This window comes from Streptomyces sp. DSM 116795, from assembly GCF_055792905.1.
Map to the genome: position 1 here is coordinate 5160738 of NZ_CM147707.1, position 15946 is coordinate 5176683.

13 protein-coding genes and 1 tRNA gene are annotated in these 15946 nt (G+C 70.0%); 5 read left to right on the forward strand and 9 right to left on the reverse strand.

Going from position 1 to position 15946, the window contains the following annotated elements; all coding sequences use genetic code 11:
- Nucleotides 1-17: 17 nt before the first annotated feature.
- The 6 genes from ACSMXX_RS22215 to ACSMXX_RS22240 form a co-directional block, all read right to left on the reverse strand.
- The gene (locus ACSMXX_RS22215) at nt 18-1430 is read right to left on the reverse strand and encodes a glucoamylase family protein (protein WP_473180454.1); all 1413 of its coding nucleotides are present in this window, start codon (nt 1428-1430) and stop codon (nt 18-20) included.
- 92 nt (nt 1431-1522) lie between these two features.
- Nucleotides 1523-3379, reverse strand: a complete 1857-nt coding sequence (locus ACSMXX_RS22220) for a GH39 family glycosyl hydrolase (RefSeq protein WP_473180455.1) — start codon at nt 3377-3379, stop codon at nt 1523-1525.
- Nucleotides 3380-3463: 84 nt separating this feature from the next.
- Entirely contained in the window at nt 3464-4348 is an 885-nt protein-coding gene (locus tag ACSMXX_RS22225) for a carbohydrate ABC transporter permease (RefSeq protein ID WP_473180456.1), read from the reverse strand.
- Nucleotides 4345-5343: a carbohydrate ABC transporter permease gene (locus tag ACSMXX_RS22230; RefSeq protein WP_473180457.1), complete on the reverse strand. Its 999-nt coding sequence runs from the start codon at nt 5341-5343 to the stop codon at nt 4345-4347. The genes ACSMXX_RS22225 and ACSMXX_RS22230 overlap by 4 nt, the downstream gene beginning before the upstream one ends.
- Before the next feature lie 4 nt (nt 5344-5347).
- Nucleotides 5348-6598: a sugar ABC transporter substrate-binding protein gene (locus ACSMXX_RS22235; protein ID WP_473180458.1), complete on the reverse strand. Its 1251-nt coding sequence runs from the start codon at nt 6596-6598 to the stop codon at nt 5348-5350.
- A gap of 137 nt (nt 6599-6735) precedes the next feature.
- Complete coding sequence (locus ACSMXX_RS22240) at nt 6736-7926, reverse strand: LacI family DNA-binding transcriptional regulator (RefSeq protein WP_473180459.1); 1191 nt, start codon at nt 7924-7926, stop codon at nt 6736-6738.
- Between the two features lie 621 nt (nt 7927-8547).
- Between ACSMXX_RS22240 and ACSMXX_RS22245 the strand changes: the two genes are divergently transcribed.
- Genes ACSMXX_RS22245 through ACSMXX_RS22255 form a run of 3 tightly spaced genes read left to right on the forward strand, consistent with a single transcriptional unit; the run spans nt 8548 to nt 10605 of the window.
- Nucleotides 8548-9168: a DUF6230 family protein gene (locus tag ACSMXX_RS22245; protein WP_473180460.1), complete on the forward strand. Its 621-nt coding sequence runs from the start codon at nt 8548-8550 to the stop codon at nt 9166-9168.
- The gene (locus ACSMXX_RS22250) at nt 9159-9869 is read left to right on the forward strand and encodes a DUF6114 domain-containing protein (protein WP_473180461.1); all 711 of its coding nucleotides are present in this window, start codon (nt 9159-9161) and stop codon (nt 9867-9869) included. Before ACSMXX_RS22245 ends, ACSMXX_RS22250 begins: the two co-directional genes overlap by 10 nt.
- Before the next feature lie 58 nt (nt 9870-9927).
- The gene (locus ACSMXX_RS22255; RefSeq protein ID WP_473180462.1) at nt 9928-10605 is read left to right on the forward strand and encodes a hypothetical protein; all 678 of its coding nucleotides are present in this window, start codon (nt 9928-9930) and stop codon (nt 10603-10605) included.
- 290 nt (nt 10606-10895) lie between these two features.
- Here the strand turns inward: ACSMXX_RS22255 and ACSMXX_RS22260 are convergent, their stop codons facing one another.
- Both ACSMXX_RS22260 and ACSMXX_RS22265 read right to left on the reverse strand, forming a co-directional pair.
- On the reverse strand, nt 10896-11843 hold the full coding sequence (locus ACSMXX_RS22260; RefSeq protein ID WP_473180463.1) for an SRPBCC family protein: 948 nt from the start codon (nt 11841-11843) through the stop codon (nt 10896-10898).
- Between the two features lie 4 nt (nt 11844-11847).
- The gene (locus ACSMXX_RS22265; protein ID WP_473180464.1) at nt 11848-12435 is read right to left on the reverse strand and encodes a hypothetical protein; all 588 of its coding nucleotides are present in this window, start codon (nt 12433-12435) and stop codon (nt 11848-11850) included.
- Between the two features lie 241 nt (nt 12436-12676).
- On the opposite strand from ACSMXX_RS22265, the gene ACSMXX_RS22270 reads away from it, so the two are divergent.
- Nucleotides 12677-12871 carry a hypothetical protein gene (locus tag ACSMXX_RS22270; RefSeq protein WP_473180465.1) on the forward strand — a complete coding sequence of 65 codons (195 nt, stop codon included), beginning with the start codon at nt 12677-12679 and terminating at the stop codon, nt 12869-12871.
- A gap of 890 nt (nt 12872-13761) precedes the next feature.
- On the opposite strand, the gene ACSMXX_RS22275 is transcribed toward ACSMXX_RS22270, so the two are convergent.
- Nucleotides 13762-13834: transfer RNA gene (locus ACSMXX_RS22275), tRNA-Arg, on the reverse strand.
- Nucleotides 13835-14174: 340 nt separating this feature from the next.
- On the opposite strand from ACSMXX_RS22275, the gene ACSMXX_RS22280 reads away from it, so the two are divergent.
- A complete protein-coding gene (locus ACSMXX_RS22280; protein WP_473180466.1) occupies nt 14175-15944 on the forward strand; it encodes a dynamin family protein in 1770 nt (589 codons plus the stop codon).
- Nucleotides 15945-15946 lie beyond the last annotated feature (2 nt).

Consider the following 15946-nt stretch of genomic DNA (forward strand, 5'->3'; position numbering starts at 1 on the left):
CGCGGGTGCGGACCTGATCAGACTATGCCGAAGTCCTCCTTGGCCAGCAGCGGCTGCACCTTCCGCCTGAAGCCGCCCGAGCGGAAGGCGCCCTGGAGCAGGCCCGGGCTGAGCACCTGCGCGAGCCCGGCGGTGATCATGCCCTGGTCCAGCGCGAGCATGAAGTCGCTGACCGTCCCCTCGCGTACGTCGACGGAGTCACGGAAGCCGAGGCCGTCGTGGTACGCGCCGAAGTCGCGGGCGATCTTCAGCAGGTTGGCGACGGAGTCCTTCGGCTCGAACTGCATCGCCAGGAAGGACGCGTGGGGTGTGACGACGCCCTTGGAGAAGTAGCCGTCCACCGTCATGCCGATCGCGTCGACGCCGTACTCGCTGTAGCCGCCCGCTGGGATGTTGGCCGGGGAGAAGCCCCAGTACCCCAGCTTCTCCTCTTCCAGGCCGTGTTCGATGTGGCTGCGGATGTAGCGCTTGTGCGTCACGCCCCACGCATCGGGCGCCCACTCGCCTTCGGGCACGAACAGCGGCACCATCAGCGCCTCGAACATCGAGCCGCCCCAGCTGGGGATCAGTTTCCGGCCGCGGTGGGTGTAGTGGCCGCGGAAGAGCCGTACGCCGTCGACCGTCACGTACTCGCCCTCGGGCTTCTGCTCCTGCTCGTTCTCGGGGACCATCGTGCGGAACGTGCGCCAGTAGTGCTCGCCGGGCAGGCTGCCGTCCGCGATGCCGAGGTAACTGGCCATGCGGGGCTCGGTGTTGAGGGCGCCGTACCAGTGCGAGGTGAAGGTGTCGTCGTCCGTCCAGTAACCGCCGTGGATCTGGCCGGGGTTCTGCGCCGGGTCGTCCTCGTCGTACGGGGTGTAGTAGAAGTTCCAGTCGGCGTCCTTGAGGAGCGCCTTGACGCGGGGCGCCAGCGACGGGTCGGCCTGTGCCGCGATCCGCAGGCCCGTGACCAGCCAGGCGTTGTCGACGGAGGAGAGGAACGGCCGTACCTCGTCGCCGGTCTCCGGCCACTTGGTGAGCACCTTGCCCGTTGCCGCGTCGTACCAGTTGAGCCAGAAGCCCTTCGCCCGTTCCAGCTTCTCCACCGCCGAGACGGTGCCCGCGAGCCGCTTGCGCATCAGGGGGCGGCTGATGACGCCGAGCCCGGCGGCGGCGACCGTCGACCAGATCCCGCAGCCGATGTTGGTGGGGGAGGTCTGGACGCTGCGCTCCGGCTTGGCTCCGCTGACGTCGACCTTGTCGGCCGCGAGGCCGAAGTCCGTGTGCATGGCCTCTATCGAGGCGTAGGTGTCACGGAACCAGCGGTGCAGCAGGGCACCCGAACCGGCAGGGGCGGTGCGGCTGCTCGCCGAGGCGGGGCCGGCCGCGGCACCGAGGGCGAGCGCGGCCGTCGCACCCGCTCCGGCCGTGAGGATGGTGCGTCGTTTCATTGGTGCGACTCCTTCGTCTTTCGGTGGACGTGCAGTCGTCGGGGTGCCGCCGGGATGCGGCAGGGAGACGGCCGGGATGCGGCCGGGGTGGCTCAACCCTTGGTGAGGCGGAGCGCGCGGATGCCGGGCATCGGCAGGTCGACGGTGACGGAGAGCGAACCGCCGGAGTCGGCGGTGACGGTGCCGCCGCACTCCTCGAACAGCTCGTCGGCGGCGCGGAGTTCGCTCCACTGCCGCTCGGTGGGCCAGTCGCTGTGTCCGCCGTCCATGGCGTCCCAGACGGCCTTGATGTTGGAGTGCTCCTCGTCCACGCGCCGCACCGTCACCGAGTAACTCGCGCCCGGCGTCACTCCGTTCACCTCGACGACGGCGACGCGGCCCAGGGAGGCGGCGCCGTCGATCTTCGTCTGGTCCAGCGTGCCGTTCCAGCACAGGACGTCGACGGTGGAGGCGTCGTCCGTGCGCGTCGCGAGGGACTCCACCAGCGCCTCGGCGCCGTCTCCGCTGACCGCCGCGGGGATGCGGCCGCCCTCCAGCTGGGAGAGCATGCGCAGCGCCCAGAAACGCGGCTTGCGCAGATTGCCCACCGTCAGCAGCCCGAAGCCGCCGTGGAAGAGCTTCGGCGGCCTGCCCAGCTCCTCGAAGTGGTCGGTGGCGACCCAGTAGGCGAGCGCGTCGGTCGAGGCCAGCGCGCTCTTCATGCCGCGGAGCACGAACGGGGCCGAGAAGACGGAGTCGCTGACGCGGTGGAAGTGGGTGGGCGTCACGCCCCACTCCGTCCACAGGATCTCCGGCTCCGGATTGCCCGTGGCCTCCGCGTAGGAGCGCGTCTCGGGACGGAAGTCCAGCGGTGCGTTGCCGTAGGTGTGCGTCGAGACGAAGTCGACGGGCACGTCGTGCTCACGGCAGTGCTCCAGCAGCGGGCCCACCCACTTCGCCGCCGCCGAGCCGGGGCCGCCGACCCTGATGCGCGGGTCCACGCTCTTCACGGCGCGCACGGCCGTCTCGTACAGCAGGTGGTACTGGGCCTGCGTGCCGTTCCAGAAGACCTCCAGGTTGGCCTCGTTCCAGACCTCGAACTCCCAGCCGGCGACCTCGTCCGCGCCGTAGCGCTCCCGCAGGTGCACCGTCAGCGCACGGCACAGCTCGCCCCACCGCTCCCAGCTGCGCGGCACGGAGGCGATGCCCTTGTACTCGAAGATGGTGTAGTCGGGGTCGAGCGCCAGCTCGGCGGGCATGAAGGAGAGTTCGACGACGGGCTTGAGGCCGGTGGCCAGGAAGCGGTCGTAGACCTCGTCGATGCCGGAGAAGTCGAAGGAGCCGTCCTCGCGGACGCTCACGCACTCGGGCAGGAACGTGCCGTGCGCCCGTACGGTGCGGACACCCAGCTCGTCACGGACGATGCCGAGCGCGTCCTCGTACTCCTTGGCGACGTCCGCGTCACCCGGCCCGGGCTCGTCCCACACCAGCATCGACAGATGCTCGGCGCCGATCATCCGGTTCCACACCGGCGGAAGCGGGACCGGCGTCGCCGCGGCGTCGACCGCGACGGTGACGGTCGGCGGCTTCGTGCCGGGTGCCTTGGGGCAGCCCCGCACGGGCTCCGTGGTGAGCGAGCCGGGGCCGGAGTCCGTCCAGGAGGCGACCTTGTACCAGTAGCCCTGGCCGGCCTCGACGAGCGAGTCCGCGTACGGCGGCGCGGGCACCGCCAGCACGTCGCCGCCGCGGTGGTCGAGCGGTTCGTACGGGCCGTCCACGGTGTCCGCGCGGTGCACGAGATAGCCGAGCGCGCCCTCCACCGGCTGCCAGTCGAGAAGCACATGGCCGGTGCCGTCCTCGGAGCGCAGGCCCTTCGGCGCGGGCAGCCGCGCGGTGCCGGTCAGCGGCTGGTCGCTGGGAAGGCCGATGCGCTGCTCCCAGTCGAGTCGAGCGGCGTTCTTCTCGGTCATGTGGGGGTCACCTCTCGATGGATGCGCATACACGGCGGGTGCGGTCGTACGGGGCTTGCGGGTCCTGCGGTCGGTCGTACGGGCCTACTTGAGACCCGCGGTGGCTATGCCCTGCGTGAAGTAGCGCTGCAGCAGGATGAAGACGAGCAGGACGGGCAGCACGACCAGGAACGCGCCTGCCATCAGCACCCCGTTGGAGCCGTTGGTCTTCGTCGGGTCGATGGCGAAGGTGGCCAGCGCCACCGGAAGCGTGTACTTGTCCGGGTCGTTGGTGGCCACCAGCGGCCAGAGGAAGTTGTTCCAGGACTGCAGGAACGTGAAGATGGCGAGCGTCGCCAGCGCCGGCTTGACCAGCGGCATCGCGATCCGCCAGAAGATGAACCACTCGCCGGCGCCGTCGATGCGGGCCGCCTCCAGCAGCTCGTCCGGAATGGCCGTCATGAACTGGCGCATGAGGAAGACCCCGAAGGCCCCGGCCGCGAACGGCAGGATGAGCGCCGCATAGGAGTCGATCAGGCCCATCTTGCTGACCATCACGAACATCGGCATCAGCATCAGGTTGCCCGGCACCATCAGCGCGCACAGCACGATGGCGAACACGGGCCGCTTCCCTGCGAAGTTCAGCTTCGCCAGCGCATAGCCGAGCATCGAGCAGAAGACGAGGTTGCAGGCCGTGACGGCGACGGCGACCAGCGTGGAGTTGAAGAAGCTGCCGCCCACGTCGAGCAGTTTGATCAGCTTCTCGAAGTGGATCAGCGTCCACTCCTGCGGGAGCCACACCGTCGGCGTCGCGCTCAGGTCCTTCTCCGACTTGAAGGAGGACAGCGCCATCCACAGGAACGGCGCGATCATCACGATCATGCCGGCCCACAGGACGGCCAGCAGCAGCCTGTGACGCCGGGCCTCCCCCTTCCCTCGCGGGGGCTCCGTACCGGTCACGGGCGCCGTCACGTCGAGATGGGCGGTCATTTGGTCTTGTCCTTCAGCAGACGGAGCTGGAGCAGGGTGACCGCGAGGATGACCGTGAACAGCACGTACGCCATGGCGCTCGCGTAGCCCATGTGGAAGAAGCTGAAGCCCTCGCGGTACATGTCGAGCGAGACGGTCAGCGTGGCGTTGTCCGGTCCGCCCTCGGTCATCACGAACGGCTCCTCGAAGACGTTGAGGAAGCCGATGGTCGTCATGACGCTGACGTAGAGCATCGTCGGACGCAGCAGCGGCACCGTGATCATGCGGAACTCCTGCCAGATGCCGGCGCCGTCCAGCCGCGCCGCCTCCCGCACCTCGGCCGGGATGCCCTGCAGACCGGCTAGGAAGAGGACCATCGCCGTGCCGAGGTTGCGCCAGGCGGCCATCACGATCAGGGACGGCATCGCCAGGGCCTTCGAACCGAGGAAGTCCGGTGAGCTCAGGCCCACTTCGGAGGCCAGGTTCGAGATGAGCCCGTCCGCCGGGTCCAGTACGAAGCGCCACACGACGGCCACGGCCACGATGCTGGTGACGACGGGCGCGTAGAACCCGACGCGGAAGAAGGTCCGCAGCCGCCCCACCCCGCGGTTGAGCAGCACCGCCGCGAAGAGACCGGAGCCGACGGTGAGCGGAACGCCCAGGACGACGAAGTAGGCCGTGTTGAACAGCGCGGTCAGGAACCGCTCGTCGTCGAGGAGCTTGGTGTAGTTCTCCACGCCGATGAACTCGGTGGAGAAGGGGTCGGCGACGTTGGTCAGCCCGAAGTCGGTGAAGCTCATCACGAACGTCGCGACGATCGGCACCGCCATGAACGTCAGGAACAGCACCAGGAACGGCGTGGAGAACAGCCACCCCGGGGCGTTCTGCACGCTGAGCCGGTCCCGGCGGCGCCGCGGTCCCTGCTTCGGGCCCGCACCGGATCCGGCCCCGGCCCCGGACCGCACCTTCGAGGTGCGGCCCGGGACCCCCCGCCGGGATGGGGTCGTTGTCGCCATTCGCTCAGCCCACCAGGCCCTCGGCGGCCTTCTGCATCCAGGCGGCGGTCTTCTCCGGGGACTCGCCCTTCTGGGAGACGCGCGCCACACCCTCGTCCATCTTGGCGGCGAGCTCCTCCCACTTGGCGAGCGGCGGGACCGTCTTGGCCGTCTTGAGCTGCTTCTCGAACGCGTCCAGCTGCTCGGGCGCGTTCTTCAGCTCCGGCTCGTCGAAGGCGGACTCGTTGGCGGGCAGGGACTTGGCGATCTCGTACCAGTGGGCCTGCTGCTCCGTGCTGGTGAGGTACTTCGTGAACTCCTTGGCGGCGGCCTTGTGCTCGCTGTCCTTGAAGGAGACGAGGCTGGCGCCGCCCACCCAGGAGGTGCTCGACTTGCCCGCGGGGAGCGGGGCGGTGGCGTACTTGCCCTTCAGCTGCGGCTGCTGGTCCTTGATGTTGTTCACGATCCAGGGCCCGGAGATGAACATCGGGGCGTCGCCGGTTCCGAAGTCCTTGACCACGTCGTAGTCGGGCGGCGAGCTCTTACGGGACAGGCCCTCGTCGAAGTAGCGGGCGTACTCCTTCAGCGCCTCGACCGACTCGGGGGAGTCCAGGGCTGGCTTGCCGGAGCTGTCGAGCAGCTCGCCGCCGGCCGAGTAGAGGAAGGGGAGCCAGGTCTGCCAGGCACCGACATTGGCGGGCTGGTTGTACGTGCCCCACTTGCTGCCGGCCTTGTCCTGATAGGCCTTGGCGAGCTCGCGCTGGTCCTTCCAGGTCGCCGGGGGCTCCTTGACGCCGGCCTTGTCGGCCAGGTCGGTGCGGTAGTAGAGGGCGCGGGTGTCGACGTACCAGGGGACGCCGTAGGCCTTGCCGTCCTTCACGCCGCCGTTCCACGCCGCGGGGAAGAAGTCGTCCTTCTTGAAGGTCTTCTCGTCCACCGGGTCCAGTGCGTCGAGCTCGATGAACTCGCCCAGCATGGTGCTGCCCATCTGGGCCATGTCGGGCAGCTCTCCGGCGGCGACGGCCGAGACGAGCTTCTGGTGCACGACGTCCCAGCCGACCGGTGTGACCTTGACGGTTATGTTGGGGTGCTTCTTGTTGAACTCCTTGCCGAGCTTGGCCAGGTGCTTGCCCTCCTCACCCATGCCCCAGACGGTGAGGGTCTGCTTGTCCTTGGCCGAGGCCTGTTCCCCGCCGCCGCTGCCGCAGGCGGAGAGCAGCAGCGCGAGGGCGGTCGTTGCCGCGGTGGCGGCGGCGATGCGTGGTATGGGCTGCATGGAGGGTCTCCTCCTCGTGTGCGGAGTGTTGCGGTGACGCGTTCACTGGCCGGGTCTCAGGGGACGGAGACCACACCGGGGTGTAAGCGCATACATACTCTGTGAGCGTCTGCCCGGGCGTGCAAGAGTCGCGTGGATTACGACTGTGTAACGGAAGGCGGCCCGTCCACGGAGTCGTCGGGGGCCGGCGAACCCGTCGGTCCCACCGGACCGCCGTCAGGCCCGAGGCTCCCGCCGAAGGGTCCGCTCACGGCCGCGGCGCCGTCACGGGGCGGGCACCCGCAGCTCGACCGCCGTACGACCGAGACCGGCAGCACCTGCGAGACCGGCTCCCGCGTACGGTCCTCCAGCCTCGCGACCAGCAGTTCCACCGCTTCCTCGCCGATCCGCCGCATCGGCTGCCGCACGGTCGTCAGCGCCGGCGCCACCAGCCGTCCGAGCGGGATCCCGTCGAAGCCCACCACCGCGAGGTCGTCCGGGACGCGTACCCCGCGCCTGCGGAGCTCCGAGAGCGCGCCGACCGCCATCTGGTCGTTGGCGAAGGCCACCGCCTCGGGCAGCTCGCCCGTGCGGTCCAGCAGTTGTGCGACGGCCTGTTCGCCCTCGGCCTGGGTCAGCCCGGTCCGTACGTCGGGGCGCTCGGGGACCGGCAGGCCCGCCTCGAGATGCGCCGCCTGGAAGCCGCGGAAGCGGGCCTCGCCGTCGGGTGAGTCCTCCGTACTGCCCGCGAAGGCGAGCCGCGTCAGACCGTGATCGGCGATGAGGTGCCTGGTCAGGGCGAGTTCGCCGTCGAAGTTGGCCACTTCCACATGGTCGAGATGATCCAGTGGGGCGTCCTCGCGCGGACCCGCCAGCATCACCACCGGCAGCCGCCGCGAGATGACTTCGAGCTCCTCGGTGGGGACCGTGCGGGCCAGCACCGCGAAACCGTCCACGCGCCCGGCGACGTCGGCGACGAGACTCTTGGGGCCCTCTGCGAGGGACGCGGCGATCAGCAGGGCGTAGCCGTGGCGGCGGGCCGCGCGCTCCATGCCGCGGATTATCTCGTCGGAGTAGAGCATCATTTCGGCGTCGTCGCCGTAGTCGGAGTCCGGGTCCTCGGCGTCCGGGTCGGCGTAGTCGGGGAAGCACAGGCCCAGCACGCGGGTGTTGCGGCTGGCCAGGCCCCGTGCGTTGCCGCTCGGTACGTAGCCGAGTTCGCGGGCGGCCTCCAGGACCTTCTCCCGCGTACCGGCGCGCACCGAATCCGGGGCCCGGTAGACTCGCGAAACCGTCGCGATCGAGACGCCTGCTTGTCCGGCGACGTCATACACGGTGGGAGCATTCACGCGACCATGCTCTCCTGCCTTGTTCAGGCCGTGGAGGCCGCTGGGTTGAAAGCGCATTCATCGTACGTCGCCCACGGAAGCGGCGGCAAGAAGACCCCGGTTCTCCGGCCGCCGGCCCCGGTTTCCGGCGCCGTCCCCGGTCCGGTTTCCTGCCCCGGTCACCGCGGCTCTCGATCCTCCCTCGTGGCCTCGTCCGCCGTCCGTCCAGGCCCAAGTCGCCCGCGCGGGGCCTGATTTCGGCCACCGTCCGCGGTCGCCCGCACCCCTCTGGCCACACCGCGGGTGCTCCGGTGCCGGTCTTCCGGGCCGCGGATGCGGCGATCCGGGCGGCTACTCCGGGTAACACCAGCTCGTACGGCCCTGCTCAGGGGTGCCGGACTGTGAGGACGCGCGCCGGGCGCCGGCCGTGACGCGGCGGCGCGGGTCCAAGCCCGGGCGTTCGGCGGAAAGTTGTCTGCGCGAAACCTTGCCGTACACGGCCGGTGTCCATAACCTGACTCGCCAGTAACTCTTACGCACAGCAGGGTCTCCTTCTGTGCGATCCCCCCTCGCACCATGCATGTGCTTCACATCCCCCACGCAACGGTCACCACGCCATTCTTTTTCACAAGGGGACACACCATGAAGGATGCGCACGGCAGAAAGCTGACGGGACGCACGAGTTGGCGGAGATTCGCCGTTCTGTGCGTGCCGGGCGTCGCCGCCACCGCCGCGCTGGCGATAGCACTGGCGAACGGGGCGCTCGCCGCGTCGTTCGCCGTATCGGGACAGCAGTTCAAGGTCTCCGCGTCCAGCCTGGACGGGGACGGCTTCGCGCAGTACGGCAGCGTGGACCGCAACGCGAGGGGCAAGCTGATCCCCGTCGCCGTCACCGCCATCAAGACGGCGGAGATGAACAACCTGTGCCAGTCGGTCGTCACGCACCTGCCAGTGATCGGCAGCATCTCGCTGAACCTCACCGCAGGCACGGGCAAGAAGCCGGTGCAGGCGACCGACCTCTTCGTCGACGCCACACAGCTCTCCGGCAACGCATCCTTCAACAAGATCGAGATCGGACGCGACGCCTCCACCCTCGACAAGGGCCCCAAGGGCGGCCAGGGCCTGCAGGATCTGTTCGGACAGCAGGCCGACGACGTGCGCATAACGAAGCTCAAGCAGACCGCGTGGGCCACCAACGCCGGCAAGTTCAGGCTCAACAACCTGAGCATGAAAGTGAACAAGGGCACCAAGGAATGCTTCTGATCTGGCGCCGGTGGCGCGGATGGCGCCGTGGCCGGCCGTTCTGGGGCGGTCTGTTCACCGTCATCGCGGGTGTGGAGATCGGTGTGCTGCCGCTGGCACCGATGAAGGTGATGCTGCATCAGGGGACGGCCGGCATTCCGTCGGTCGTCCTGGCGGCGATCATCGTCGTACTGGGGCTGAGCGGCTGGTTCACACCCCAGTACCGAGGGCTCGCGGGCATCATCACGGTGATGCTCGCGGCGGCGGCGCTGGTGCTGTCGAACCTCGGCGGGTTCATGATCGGCACCCTTCTGGGTGTCGTCGGGGGCGCGTTGATGTTCGCGTGGCGCCCGGTGCCCGCGGCGCCTCCGGACGAACCCGGCGGCGGGGACGGAGACGGCACGGCTTCGGCCGGGGCGCCCCCGGCGGAGCCCGCCGCGTTCCGCTCCGAGGCACCTGAGCCCTCCCGTACGGCCGCGACGGCTGCGACGGCAGCGGCGGCGGGCACGTCCGGTGCGGCGGGGACCTCCTCCAGCGCTGCGGCCGATGTCTCCGACGCTCCCGGCACCTCCGAGGTCTCCCAAGCCTCCGACGCCTCCGGCACCTCTGTCACCGCAGGCAAGACCGACTCCGCCGAGTCCTCCCTCGCGGCGGCCTTCGGGGTCGAGGACGAACCCTTCCCCCCTCCCCGCGGTACCGCGGGGCCGCAAGGGCGGGACTGAGCGCACGAGTGCCATCGCATCCCCTGCACCACCCCCATGTATGCAGCGAAGGAGCCTCATGATGAGCACGCGTTCCCTGCACTCCCCGTCCTTACGGTTCGCCGTCACCGCAGCGACCGCCGCCGCCGCGCTCCTGCTGGCGGGTTCCGCCCACGCGCAGCCCGCAGCAGGACCGGCGGCGGCCGGATCGACTACGGTCACGCCCGCCGGTGACGACTACGCCGCGAAGCTCGCCGGCGACGCCACCTTCACCGCCGGCTCCGTGACCGTGACCTGCACCGTCTCCGAGGCCGCGGGCAAGATCCCGGCCGAGCCCGGCAATCACAACGACGCGGGCCCCGTGGAGTCCGCCGTCGGGGCACCCACGTACGACTCCTGCACCACCAGCCTCCCGGGCGTCGAGGCGTCGGTGACGACGAGCGGCGAGTGGACCGTGTCCATGCAGCACGGCGACCCGAGCACCGCCGGACTCACCATGCCCACGGGCGGATTCGTCCTGAAGACCAGCGGCCTCGCCGAATGCACCGTGACCGCCGCACCCGACGCGGCCTCCACCGCCACCGGCGACTGGGCCAACGGCTCGCCCTCGACGCTCACTTTCGACGCCACCCAGGTGCCCGTGAAGGTCGAAGGCGGCTTCGGCTGCCCGACCAGCGCCACGAGCTCCGAGTTCAGCGCCGTCTACGAGATCACCGACACCACCGACACCGGTGCGGACGTGGCCGTCAACTCCTGACCACGGTCAGGCGGTTCGGGACGGCTCTTCCCTGGCTCCCCCAGGATCGGGTCCCCCGCACTTCGCGGGGACCCTCCCCCCCCCACGCTTCGCTGGAGGACCCCAGGGTTCGCGCCCCCCGTTCCGCCGCGTGGAAGACGGCCAGCGGCCTCCGGCCCTCTTCGCCTCCCTCCGGGGCGTCGAGGGCCAGAGGCATGTACGGGGACGGCTGCTTCGCCGCCCTTTCTCGGCCCTCTCCTCGCCTGCCGGGTCACGTCCTGCCGGTCAGTCACGCCCTGCCGGGTCACGCTCTACCGTGTCTCCCGTCCTTCCTCGTCCTCGTCGTAGCCGTCTTCCTCGTCGTCGCCGGCCTCGTCCTCGTACCGCTCCGCCTCGTCTTCCTCGCCTTCCTCTTCTTCGCTCCCGTTCTCCTCGTCCGCGAGCGCGTCCTCGTGGCTGCGCACGACTTCGCCCTCGCGGATCTCGCCGCGCCAGCCCTCCGGGACCTCCTGGACGCCGAGCGTCACGTACCGCTGGAAGTGCTTGAGGTCGAGGCGGAGCCTGCGGCCCTGGGCACGCCACAGATTTCCCGTCTTCTCGAGGAACCCGCCCGGGGTGTATTCGACGACGACCACGATCCGCGTGAGGTCCGGGGCCAGTTTGTGGAACGACACGGCGCCGTGCGTCTTCGTCTCGCCCTTGGTCTCCCAGACGATGCGCCTGTCGGGCACCTGCTCCAGCACCGTGGCTTCCCAACTGCGCTTCGAGGGCCCGACCTTGAGCTGCCAGTTGGAGGTCAGGTCGTCGTCGTCCGAGCGCGAAGCCTCGACCACGCCCTTCATGAAGCCGCTGAACTCCTCGAACTCCGTCCAGTGGTCGTACACGCGGCGAAGCGGCAGGCCCACATCGAGTGCCTCGACGATGTTCGTGACCTTCTTCTCGCCTGCCGTGCCGCCTCCGCCGAAGAGTTCCTTCGTCTTCTCGGTGACCTTGTCCTTGACGCCCTTGACGGCCTGCTCTCCAGCGGCCTTCACCGTGGACTCCCCCTTGAGAACCTTCGCGACGGGCTTCGCCAGCGCACCGCCGTCGCCCGCCCCTGACACGGCCTTCTCCGCCAGCTCCCCGGTCTTCTTGCCGGCGGAACTGACCAGGTTGTTGGCCTTCGCGAGCAGATAGTTGGAGAACTCCTCGCGCACTCGGTCGAGCCCCGAGCCTCCGGAGCCCTCCGTGCTGTTCCCCTTCACCTTCGTGTCCGGCATGGCTCTACCTCCGGCGACGGGACGACTCGGCAGGCGGCTTCTTGCGGGCAGTGCTCGTCTTGGCTGCCTTCTTCGGAGGCGCCTTCTTCGCCGTCTTCTTCGCGGTCGCGGACGAGCCGTCGGACTCACGGCGTGACTCACGGCGTGGCCTGCGGGGCCTGGCGCGCTGCTCCGCGGTACGCGAACCGCCGCGCCCTGCTTCCGCCCCGGCCTCCTCGCCCTCCTCGCCCTCTCCCGCCTCGGGCTGCTCCTCGGGCTGCTCCTGCGCCTCGTCCAGGACCTCGGTCAGCGATTTCGTCCGGTCGGCGAGCGCGTCGGCGAAGCTTCCGAGCCGCCGGTCGGCGGCCGCCTTGAGCGCTTCCCGTCCGACGCTCAGCACCTCCCCGCGCACCTGCTCGACCAGCTTCGCGAGCTGAGGCGAATCACCGAGCTTGCCGGCGCCCGCCGCGAGGAGCTCCTGCGGCTTGGCCTGAAGCCTCTTGCTCACCAGGTATGTGGCGACTGCCATCGCGAGCTTCGCTTTGCGGCGCCTGCCGAGGAGGTAGCCGGCGGCGATGCTCGCGGCCAGTGCCGCCTTCGTGCTCTCGCTCATGCGTACCCATCCCGTCCTGCTCTGCGCCGTACGTGCGGTGCTCCGGGCCAGTGACAAACGGAGGACGTCATGCCTACATGACGGCACGGCAGGCCCGGCGGCGCCCGCCCGGCTGAGCTGTACGGGTGGCGGCAGACCCCCGGTCCGGTGGGCCGTCCTGCCGGCCGGCGGGACTGTCGGGGTGTGCCAAGAGTCCGGAATTCGCCGGAACACTGAGTGGCCGCGGCGATACCGTCTGTCTGTGCATCACCACTCTTGGTGGATCACCGGACCGCTCGACGTACAGGAGCTTGCCAATGCCTACGACCTGCCCTCGCTGCGGCATGGGATCAGCGAAGTCCGACCGCTGCGTCAGCTGTGGCCGGGACCTGTACCGGCTCGCGAACACCGCCCGCAGGCCCTCTCCTTGGCCGACCTGGACGCTGCCCGGCAGTGAGCAGGTGCGGCGGATAGTCATCCCGTCCGCGGTGGTCCTTTTCGCCGCCGCGGCGGTGTCCACCGGTCTCATGGACGACGGCGAGGGCCGGAACCGCGGAGGCACGCAGGGAGCGCAGAACGGGACGAGCCTCCCGGAGAACAGGATCATCCCTGCCCCTTCGACGAGCCCCACGCCTTCACCGACGAAGCCCACCCCCGCCCCGCCTACCAGGACGGATCCGCCCGTCCGGACGCAGTCGCCGGCCACGAGCTCCACGCCGACGACCTCACCGTCCCCGTTACCGTTCTCCGAGGTCCTTGATCCCGAGATCCGTCGCATGGCCGAGGAGCGCCGCCGCGCGTTCGACGAAGCGGACGGAGCCTACGGACCGTACGGAACCTACGGATCGGACGACGGAACCTACGGATCGGAGGGAGCCTACGGAGCTCACGGGACCGACGGGACCGGCGAATGGCAGAACGGATGGCAGCCCTGACATCCGCGCATCCAGCGCGATGGCCAGACGGCGCCTGCCCGGGGCGAGTTGACGACCGCGGAGGCGTGGCGTCCAGCCCCCTCACCGATGTCCGGACCACCCCTGATTCACGACCCGGTGAGAGATCTGCTCGAAATCCCCGTCGCCGCACGGTCGTTGCCGGTTGCGATTCAGAGCCGCCAAGGCCGGTCCGCCGTGCGGCCGGACGCGGTAGCACCCGCCTCCCGGGCCGACCGGGTCCGGGAGGCCTGGCCCCTGGAGGGACGGCAACCCCCGGCCCGGGTTCACCCGGCAGTAACCGGACGCCCCCGGTTCGGGGGACCCCAGGGGGCCGCCTCGTCCCCCGGGGCCCCGCAGTGTGCGACCTGCGAAAACGCCGTCCTCTACGGGCGTAGAGAACGACGTTCGAATGCGCCCCCGGCAGGACTCGAACCTGCGGCCAAGCGCTTAGAAGGCGCCTGCTCTATCCACTGAGCTACGGGGGCCGGTCTCGGTCGCGGAGGAGTGGGCGTGCCTCCGGGTGACCGTGGCGCGGTCAAGGATAGGGGTCCCCGTGGCTGGCGCTGTGTGCTTCACGTCCGCGACACCATGTGGAGGTTCAGTGAAGCGCTCCCGATAATCGCAGGCCGGTGCGATTCATGCAGCGGTTTTCGCCGTGAGTCGTACGGGTGTTGCTCAGTCGTTATGGCTGCGCCGGCCGGGACGGGCTCGACCTGTGGGTCACATGGTGCGAATGGCTCTATTCGCGCCCGAAACCGATTGTTTTCGTCCCGCAGAGCCGTGGATACGCTTCAAAAATCACCGAAATTTGGGCATTCTGCGCATGTGGCGATCTTGAACGTACGGCCTGAACTGCTCGACGCACTCTCGGCGCTCCGCGATGGCGTCGCCGCCGCACGCTTTCCGTTGCCTCTTCCAGGTGCCGAACGTGCCCGCCGTTCGCGCGACGAACTCCTCGCCCAGCTCGACGACTACCTCATGCCACGCCTGCGCGCACCCAAGGCGCCACTGCTCGCGGTGGTCGGCGGCTCCACGGGCGCGGGCAAGTCGACACTCGTCAACTCGCTTGTGGGGCGCAGGGTCAGCGAGGCCGGAGTTCTGCGCCCGACGACGCGTACGCCCGTACTCGTGTGCCATCCCGAGGACGAGCGCTGGTTCGCGGGACAGCGCGTACTGCCCCGTCTCAGCCGCGTCTGGATGCCGCGTCAGGAGGTGCCCACGGGCGACCCGGACGACGGCGTACACGGGTGCGCGGCGGGGGAGCTGCTCGGCGACGGGGAAGGGCAGGAAGAGGAGGACGGGGAGCGCCCGCTACGCATCGAGACCGACACCGCGCTCCCGCCGGGACTCGCCCTGCTGGACGCCCCGGACATCGATTCCCTGGTCGCCTCCAACCGCGATCTCGCGGCCGAACTGCTGTGCGCCGCCGACATCTGGGTCCTGGTGACGACCGCCGCACGTTACGCGGACGCCGTGCCCTGGCATCTGCTGCGTACGGCGAGGGAGTACGACGTGACGCTCGTCACCGTCCTGGACCGCGTGCCGCACCAGATCGCCTCCGACGTGGCCCGCCAGTACGGATCGCTGCTCATCCGCGAGGGCCTGGCCGACGTGCCGCGCTTCACCGTTCCCGAACTGCCGGAATCCGCAGGCGGATCCGGGCTGCTGCCGGCCACCGCCGTGGCCGGGCTCCGCAACTGGCTGACACAGCGTGCGCTCGACCCGGCGGCGCGCGCCGTGGCCGGGCGCCGTACCGCCGCCGGGGCCCTCGCCTCGCTGCGCTCCCGGGTCGCGTCGCTCGCCAACGCCTCGGCGGCGCAGCACGCCGCGGCACTGCGGCTGACGGGACACATCGAAGAGGCGTACGAGGAAGCGCGGGTGCGCGTGCGCCGGCACATCGCGGTCGGTGAACTCCTCGCCGGTGACGCCGACGCGCTCTGGCGCGGATTCCCCGTCGACAGCCGGGGCGAGGAAGTGCTGGACGCCTTCGAGGCCGGGCTGACCACGCTGCTCGCCTCCTCGGTTGCCGCCGCCGACGAACGCGTGGCCGAGACGTGGCGGCGCGACCCCGCGTCGCCCGGCGCAGAGATCACGGACACCGCCACCGGGCAGGCCGGGCAGGGCAGTCGGGCCGGCCGGGACGCCGCCGACGGGCGCGGCCGGATGAACCTGCTCGTACGGCGCTGGCGGCGCTGCCTGGAGGAGCTGACCGATGAGGAGGCGCGCGCCGTCGACCACGGGTTCGGACGGGACGCGGAGGAGGCCGCCGCGATGCTGGCTGCCGCCCTCGTCGGCGGCGGGCACGCCGCAGGCGCGTACCGCGCCCTTGCGAACGCCTTCGGCGAGCCGAGCGCGCGGCGGCTGCGGGAGTGCGGAATCCGGCTGCTGGCCACGTACGTGGAACGGGCGCTCTACGGGGAGCGCGACCGGCGCCTGGCGCCGCTGGACGCGCTGGAGACCGCACCGGACCCGCAGGTCGACCTGATCGCTGCGCTGTCGGTGCTCCGCAAGGCGGAGGCGGAGGTCCTGTCGGGGCCCGGAGCAAGGAAGTTGTCGCAGTCGCAGTCGCAGTCGCAGTCGCAGATGGAGAGGTGACC